This is a genomic window from Colidextribacter sp. OB.20, assembly GCF_009911595.1.
Lineage (GTDB): Bacteria > Bacillota > Clostridia > Oscillospirales > Oscillospiraceae > Lawsonibacter.
Genome location: NZ_QWKG01000054.1, coordinates 22,766 through 29,649, shown reverse-complemented (window position 1 = coordinate 29,649; position 6,884 = coordinate 22,766). Strand labels below are relative to the sequence as shown.

General features: G+C 62.3%; 9 protein-coding genes. 3 read left to right on the top strand and 6 right to left on the bottom strand.

Annotated elements, in window-relative coordinates; translation table 11 throughout:
- Nucleotides 1-514: nucleoside recognition domain-containing protein (locus tag D1641_RS13390; RefSeq protein WP_160666522.1), on the top strand; the 514-nt coding region annotated here is incomplete at its 5' end.
- Between the two features lie 42 nt (nt 515-556).
- Nucleotides 557-1,078, top strand: coding sequence for a nucleoside recognition domain-containing protein (locus tag D1641_RS13385; protein ID WP_160666520.1), 522 nt, complete (start codon nt 557-559; stop codon nt 1,076-1,078).
- 520 nt (nt 1,079-1,598) lie between these two features.
- On the opposite strand, the gene D1641_RS13380 is transcribed toward D1641_RS13385, so the two are convergent.
- Nucleotides 1,599-1,814: a helix-turn-helix transcriptional regulator gene (locus tag D1641_RS13380; protein ID WP_160666518.1), complete on the bottom strand. Its 216-nt coding sequence runs from the start codon at nt 1,812-1,814 to the stop codon at nt 1,599-1,601.
- A gap of 80 nt (nt 1,815-1,894) precedes the next feature.
- On the opposite strand from D1641_RS13380, the gene D1641_RS13375 reads away from it, so the two are divergent.
- Nucleotides 1,895-2,158: a hypothetical protein gene (locus tag D1641_RS13375; protein ID WP_160666516.1), complete on the top strand. Its 264-nt coding sequence runs from the start codon at nt 1,895-1,897 to the stop codon at nt 2,156-2,158.
- Between the two features lie 3 nt (nt 2,159-2,161).
- On the opposite strand, the gene D1641_RS13370 is transcribed toward D1641_RS13375, so the two are convergent.
- The 5 genes from D1641_RS13370 to rbfA all read right to left on the bottom strand — a co-directional run bounded on the left by D1641_RS13370 (nt 2,162) and on the right by rbfA (nt 6,875).
- Complete coding sequence (locus D1641_RS13370) at nt 2,162-3,529, bottom strand: DUF1576 domain-containing protein (protein ID WP_160666530.1); 1,368 nt, start codon at nt 3,527-3,529, stop codon at nt 2,162-2,164.
- Between the two features lie 6 nt (nt 3,530-3,535).
- On the bottom strand, nt 3,536-4,474 hold the full coding sequence (gene ribF / locus D1641_RS13365) for a riboflavin biosynthesis protein RibF (RefSeq protein WP_160666514.1): 939 nt from the start codon (nt 4,472-4,474) through the stop codon (nt 3,536-3,538).
- A gap of 98 nt (nt 4,475-4,572) precedes the next feature.
- Nucleotides 4,573-5,445, bottom strand: a complete 873-nt coding sequence (truB, locus tag D1641_RS13360; protein ID WP_160666512.1) for a tRNA pseudouridine(55) synthase TruB — start codon at nt 5,443-5,445, stop codon at nt 4,573-4,575.
- An 87-nt stretch (nt 5,446-5,532) separates the two neighbouring features.
- Nucleotides 5,533-6,489: a DHH family phosphoesterase gene (locus D1641_RS13355; RefSeq protein ID WP_201757368.1), complete on the bottom strand. Its 957-nt coding sequence runs from the start codon at nt 6,487-6,489 to the stop codon at nt 5,533-5,535.
- Complete coding sequence (rbfA, locus tag D1641_RS13350; protein WP_160666510.1) at nt 6,489-6,875, bottom strand: 30S ribosome-binding factor RbfA; 387 nt, start codon at nt 6,873-6,875, stop codon at nt 6,489-6,491. The genes D1641_RS13355 and rbfA overlap by 1 nt, the downstream gene beginning before the upstream one ends.
- Between the last annotated feature and the right edge of the window lie 9 nt (nt 6,876-6,884).

Sequence of the window (6,884 nt, the reverse complement as noted above, 5' to 3'; positions counted from 1 at the left end):
ACAGGGGCCGGCGGTGGCCGCAGCGGCGGCGGAGGGCGCCTCGGCGGCGGTGGAGCTGGCCCTGTCCATCGCGGGGATGCTCTGCCTGTGGACGGGCGTCATGGAGGTCATGCGGCAGTCGGGGCTGGCGGATAAGCTGTCCGCCCTGCTGGCCCCTGTCCTGCGCCGGCTCTACCCTCAGGCCGCGAAGGACGCCCGGATTATGGACGCCATCTCCGCCAACGTGTCCGCCAACCTGCTGGGGCTGGGCTCCGCCGCCACCCCTCTGGGGCTGGAGGCCGCCCGGAGACTGGCAAAGAGGAGCCCCGGCGTAGCCTCAGACAGTCTTTGCATGCTGGTGGTGTGCAACACCGCCTCCATCCAGCTCATCCCCACCACCGTGGCCTCCGTCCGGGCGGCCCAGGGCTGCGCCGCCCCCTTCGACATCCTCCCCGCCGTCTGGCTGGCCTCCACCCTCTCGGTGGGGGTGGGGATTTTGGCGTGCAGGGTCTTTGCCAGGCTGTGGAGAGAGTAAAAAAGCCTCCCCCTGAGGGGGAAGCCTTTTGGGAGGTTGCCTATGGACTTATTTTTCACCATGCTGGTCCCGCTGACCATCGCCTCCATCGCCATCTACGCCGCCCTTCACCGGGTGGACGTCTACTCCGCCCTGGTCAAGGGGGCGGGGTCAGGGCTGGAGACGCTGGTGCGGGTCGTCCCGGCCCTGGTAGGGCTGATGACGGCGGTATACATGCTCCGGGCCTCCGGGGCGCTGGAGCTGCTGGCGGGCATCCTGGCCCCGGTGATGGACCGGCTGGGCCTGCCCTCCGAGCTGCTGCCCCTGATGCTGGTCCGGCCGGTGAGCGGATCGGCCGCGCTGGGGGTGGGGGCGGAGCTCATCGCGGCCTACGGCCCTGACTCCACCCTGGGCCGCACCGCTGCCGTTATGCTGGGCTCCACCGAGACCACCTTCTACACCATCGCCGTCTACTTCGGCGCCGTGGGCATCACCCGGACCCGCTACGCCGTCCCCGCCGCCCTGTGCGCCGATCTCACCGGCTTCCTGGCTGCCGCCTGGGCGGTGCGGGTGTGCTTTGGATAGTTAAGCCCCCATGACAGATGTCATGGGGGTTTATTGACGTTTTCGACATGCTGTGCTATATACGGCACAAGGGAACGCCAGCTTGAACAGGCGGAGCGGTTTGGCTACACCTTACTGCAAGGGAGGTGAGAGTATGACTCTGACGGTCACGTTACAGTTTTGTGGATACAAAGTAACGATTAAGATCGTAAAGTGAAACCGCCGTCCTAGCCCGACGACGGTTTCATAGCATATTTTCCGAAACCTAATTGGGCCAAACCGCCCTATGGCGTCTTCCCTTGTCCCCAGTATAGCACCGCCCTGATGCTTTGTCAAGGCGGTGCTTTTCAATATTCGGACAGTCGTATCAGAGCAATTTCCCCTTGCGTTCCCCAATTCGTCTGTGTTATAATAAAGCCGCTAGGAAGCACGAGTATTCCATGTGTATCCCCCATGCAACGACAACCCCCGAAGAGCGGCATCTCTTCGGGGGTTGTCGTTTGCTGTGAACGGGCTTACTGTCCCTTGCGGTGCCGATCCTCTATATCTCCCGCTTATCGGACCGCCCCAGGAGGTAATCTGTGCTGACGCCGAAGAAGTCCGCCAGGAATATCAGGCCATCAAAGTCGGGACAACTCGTGGCATACTCATAGCACTGATAGCCCCGCAGCTTTAAGCCGCAGATTTCCGCCATCTCCCGTTGTTTCAGGCCGCGCTCCTGACGCAGTCCTCTCAGCCGCTCAGAAAATTTTGACATAGCTACCTCCAGGCACTTGACACGCACAATCTTTACATATATAATATACGTATAGTTCTTACATAAGAGGAGAATAATTTATGGATAAGATTCTCAAAACGCTATTTCTTGACAACCTGGAGCTTGACGAAGCAATCGCCGCGTTTCTCGCGCAAAATCCGGAATTTGTCCAGGCGGAACAGGAGTATTACGCAACAGCTCAAGAGATTGCTCAAACGGTCGACCGTGAGCTGTATCACCGCTTTGAGTGCCGTCTGGGCCGTTATCTCGCCCGCCTGTCCGATGCCTATTATCTCTTCGGTCTGGGCCTGCGTCAAGAGGTCCTGCGGGCAATCGGGGACTGACCGCTACTCCTCCTTGAGCTCCTTAGGCTCAGGGGGCATGACGGGCCGGTCGCCCTCCAACTGGTCGAAGTAGTCCTCATCCTGGAGGACGGGCTTGCGGTGCCGGGCGATAGCCAGAATGGCGGGATAGAGGACGATAGCCACCAGGCCGCCGGAGAAGCCGTTGTTATAGAGGTTCATCCCCGCCACGGGGGAGCCGGTATACAGCACCACCGAGGAGTGGAGGAAGCCGGCCAGCACCCCGTACAGCCAGCCGAAGTAGCCCGAGATGGGGGCCAGGGTGGTGCAGAACAGGCAGGCCAGCTGGACGGCGGAGTCGGTAAGGGACCACTCCATCACCACGCTGCCCAGGGCGACCCCGGCCATGACGGGCACGATATTGAAGGCGTGCTTTCCGAAGGCAGAAAAGCCCATGATGGTGAGGATGCCCCCCACCGTAGGCCCATTCAGGTCGCCGCCTGACAGCAGGATACAGGCCATGCCGATCAGGCCGTTTACCCCGGCGTTAATCAGCACGGGGGCAGGGCCGAACATACGCAGATAGTCGCTGGGCGCCCGGCCGCTGGTCTGGAGCAGACGGCGGTAGCCCGCCCAGGAGGCCCAGATGGGCTTCTTGCTGAAAAACAGGCCGATGACGATGAGCGCCGCGCACATCACTCCCAGCAGAATGCCGAAGGGCAGGTTATATCCCCGGGCCCAGCGGTAGTGCGTGGTGGGGTCCGCCCCCATGGAGGCCATCAGCGGCACGCAGATAAAGGCCACCAGCCCGCAGGCAAAGCCCACATTGTACAGATTCATGCCGTTTTGGATACGGTATGTATAGGCGGCCAGCGGAGGCATGATAAAGCCGATGGCCATCCCCACCAGCATCCCCTCGATCGGGCCGCCCCAGCCGTTGTCCAGCCCGATATAGCTGACAATAGGGGCCAGGGCGGTAGCCATCAGGCCGATGCCTATATTGCCCGCCAGGGGCTGCCTGCGCAGCTTGGTATACAGCCAGGTTCCGGCCAGAATGGGCCAGATGTTAAAGAAATTCTTGCCGAACAGGGAAAAGCCGGACATAAGCCCCATCTCCACCAGGGTCATGCCATTGAGGGTGTCGTCGGCGACATCCAGGGCGCATATCGCAATGGCCGTAACGATGGCGGAGTTCACCAGCGCCGCCCCTGGTCCCGCCACCAACACATAGTCGGTAATCAGGGCATCCTCGGTCGTGATGATGAGATACAGGCCGTGGAGAATGTTCTCCCCGCTGTACATGCTCATCAGCAGACCGGCCAGGGCCAGCACACCTGTGTAAATCCACAGGTAGGGAAACATCTGGTCATATCGCGCCGGATGCTCGTGGTGCAGCTGGTGGAAAAATCCCATTGGCAATCACGCCCCCTCAAAATACGCCCGAGTTTCCTCTGCGTTCCGTTTAACCTCCTCCGCCAGAGCCTCCACCGAGGGGAATTTCCGTTCCGGGCGCAGGTATTTGTAAAATTCCATACGCACGCTCCGGCCGTAGAGGTCTCCGCGGAAGTCCAGAATAAAGCCCTCCACCGTCACCCGGTCCCCGTCGGCCACGGTAGGCCGAACCCCCACATTGGTCACCGACAGATAGGGCCCATCCCCCGGGAGATGCCGGGGGCCGGGGGGCTCGCGGCCGTCGGGCAGCACCCACACCTTCGCAGCGTACACCCCGAGGGCGGGGACAATCACCCCCTCCGGCAGAGACAGGTTCACCGTGGGAAACCCCAGGGAGGAGCCCAGATGCTTGCCGTGGCGCACCGGCGCGGTGAGCTGAAGCGGGTGGCCCAGAAACTCCACCGCCCGCTCCAGCTCCCCGTTGGCGATCAGGCTCCGGATGTAGGTGGAGGAGATGGTGACTCCGTCCAGCTCCACCTTGGGGATGATGTCGCACCCCACCCCCAGCTGGGCGCACTTCTCCTTCAGCCGTTCCGGGTTTCCCCTGCCCATGTAGCCGAAGCGGAAGTCGTGGCCGGCCACCACGTGGACCACCCCCAGCTTTTGGACCAGATAGTCCCCGACAAACTCCTCCCAGTCCATGTGCTGCATGGTGGTGAAGGGGGCGATTACCATCTCCTGAATGCCGTAGAGCTGATCCATCAGGGCGGTCCGGTCCTCCAGTGTGGACAGCAGGGGGATGTCCCGGCCGGTGAGGGCGGCGGCGGGACTCTTGTCAAAGGTAAAGGCCGTGGGGACGGCGCCCAGCCGGTCCGCCGTCTCCTTCACCCGGCGCAGCAGCGCCCCGTGGCCCAGATGCACCCCGTCGAAAAAGCCCAGGGCGATGACACGTTTGGGTTTGGTCATTCAGAATTACACCTCTGTAGGGGCGGGACGACTTGGCCCGCCGGATCATTGATTTTCCGGAGCACGGCGCGCCGGGGTCTGCGCGCCCCGCATTCCTATTACACCTCGAAAAAGCTCTTGATCGTAGTCAGTTTGCCGCCCTGGGCCTGGCACAGGGCCAGGAATATTCCGTCCTGAGAATACACTCTGTATTCGCCCGGAGCCAGGCCAGGCAGTACGGCAGTCATGCCGTTACGGACCTTCTTCTCCACCTCAGCGCTTTTCAGCATAAGCACCGGTCTTCCGGCGAAAAGGCAGTCCACCGGAAGCAGCAGGGACGCCGGGTCTGACGCCGTCTGAAGCTGTTCCATGGAAACAGCGTCCTTCAGGGTAAATCCCGCCGCCATGGTCCGGCGCAGTGAGGCCATGCACCCCCCGCAGCCCAGAGCCTGCCCGATGTCGTGGCAGAGGGCGCGGATGTAGGTGCCCTTGGTGCAGCGCACCCGGATGGTGTAAAGGTCCTCCCCTTGCTGGCCCAGTAGTTCCAGGGCTTTTATTGTCACAGGCCTGGCAGGCCTTTCTACTTCACGGCCCTTGCGGGCCAGCTCGTAGAGCTTCTTGCCGTTGATCTTGATGGCGGAGAACATGGGGGGAATCTGCATGATGTCTCCCCGGAACCCCTCCAGGGCCCTCTCCAACTGCTCCCGGCCAATTTGGACGGGGCGTGTCTCCAGGACTTCGCCGGTGGTATCCTGGGTATTGGTGATAACGCCCAGTTTTAAACCGGCAATGTACTCCTTATCGGATTTTTCGGCAAACTCCACCGCCCGGGTGGCCCGGCCGATAAAGATGGGCAGCACGCCGGTAGCCATGGGGTCCAGGGTGCCGCTGTGTCCCACCCGCTTCTCGTGAAAGACCCCCCTCAGCTTGGCGCACACGTCCATAGAGGTCCAGCCGGCTGGCTTATCTATAACGAGAATGCCGCTTGGCATAGAGATGACCTCCTAAAGCAAAACGAAGTTTTGTGTTCTTTCGGTTCCTTTCTTTCAAGAAAGGAACGCCTGCCCGGCGAGGGCGCGTCACTCCTGGCGCACCTGCTCAATGGCGTCGATGACCCTCTGGCGGACCGTCTCCATAGTGCCCTCCACCATGCCGCCGGCGGCGGCGGCGTGGCCGCCGCCCCCCAGCAGGGCGCAGACAGCGCTGGCGTTCAGGTCGCCCGGGTCGGTGCGCAGGGAAATCTTCACGTGACCATCCCCCGTCTCCTTCAGGGTAACGCCATTTTTGACCCCCTCGATCTGACCCACAAAGGCGGAGATGTCGTCCATATCCCGCTCGTCGGCCCCCACCTCGTCAATGAGCTTTCGGGTGAGGAACACCAGGGCGGTGGTCCCCCCGTCCCGCAGCTCCAGGCCCTGGACCAGCAGGCTCTCCAGCTTCAGGCGCTTAAAGGTCTTGGTGCGGAAGTGCCGGCGGTTGACGGGGTAGGGGTCGAAGCCCGACTCCATCAGCTCGGCGGCCGTCCGGTGGGCTTCGGCGTCGGTGTTGCTGTACTGGAAGCAGCCGCAGTCGGTGGACAGGGCCACATAGAGGGCCCGGCCCACCTCCGGGGTAATCTGGGTGAACCGCTTCACAATGTCACAGATGATCTGTCCGCAGGCGGCCTTCGTGCTGTCCAGGCAGGTCGCTTTCGCAAAAAACTCCTGGGAGGGGTGGTGGTCGATAGCCAGGTCCACCCGGTCCAGGTACTTTTGGGCGCCGTCATAGAACAGGCTCCGGGCGGCGATGTCCACCGAGACAACCGTGGCGTTCTCCGGCTCCTCCCCGGTGGTCAGCCCCTCCAGATAGCCGGCAAACAGCGGGGTGACTCCGGGATTTTCCAGCACCCAGGCCGCCTTGCCCGCCTGGCGCAGAGCCAGGCACAGTCCGGCGGCACAGCCGGTGGTGTCTCCGTCGGGCCGGACATGGGTGAGGATCAGAAAGTTGTCCCGGTCCATGAGAAATTGGGCCGCCTGGGCCGTGGTAATGGTGTTCATCACTCGTCCTCCAAAATAATGTGCTCGTTGGCCGGGTTGGCCGGCTTGACCACCTCCGGGTCCCGGAGCATCTCCAGAATGTGGGCCCCCTTGGCCATGGAGTCGTCCCGGAAAAAGGTGAGCTCCGGGGTGTGGCGCAGGTTCAGGGACCGGCCCAGCTCCCGGCGCAGATAGCCGGAGGCCGACTTCAGCCCCTTGAGCACCTGCTCGCTGTCCTCTTTGTCCAGAACCGAGATATAGACCTTGGCAAATTTCAGGTCTTGGGTCACGTCCACCGCCGTCACCGAGATCATCCCCGTCACCCGGGGGTCCTTCACCGTGGGAATCAGGGCGGCCAGCTCCCGCTGCACCTCCTCGTTGATGCGTCCGATTCGATTGCTCGCCATTATTATTCT

What these genes read in the sequence shown, in the direction of transcription:
- D1641_RS13370 (WP_160666530.1), bottom strand. Translation starts at nt 3,529, where the DNA reads ATGGGATTTTTCCACCAGCTGCACCACGAGCATCCGGCGCGATATGAC.
- rbfA (WP_160666510.1), bottom strand. Translation starts at nt 6,875, where the DNA reads ATGGCGAGCAATCGAATCGGACGCATCAACGAGGAGGTGCAGCGGGAG.
- ribF (WP_160666514.1), bottom strand. Translation starts at nt 4,474, where the DNA reads ATGACCAAACCCAAACGTGTCATCGCCCTGGGCTTTTTCGACGGGGTG.
- D1641_RS13375 (WP_160666516.1), top strand. Translation starts at nt 1,895, where the DNA reads ATGGATAAGATTCTCAAAACGCTATTTCTTGACAACCTGGAGCTTGAC.
- D1641_RS13385 (WP_160666520.1), top strand. Translation starts at nt 557, where the DNA reads ATGGACTTATTTTTCACCATGCTGGTCCCGCTGACCATCGCCTCCATC.
- D1641_RS13355 (WP_201757368.1), bottom strand. Translation starts at nt 6,489, where the DNA reads ATGAACACCATTACCACGGCCCAGGCGGCCCAATTTCTCATGGACCGG.
- truB (WP_160666512.1), bottom strand. Translation starts at nt 5,445, where the DNA reads ATGCCAAGCGGCATTCTCGTTATAGATAAGCCAGCCGGCTGGACCTCT.
- D1641_RS13380 (WP_160666518.1), bottom strand. Translation starts at nt 1,814, where the DNA reads ATGTCAAAATTTTCTGAGCGGCTGAGAGGACTGCGTCAGGAGCGCGGC.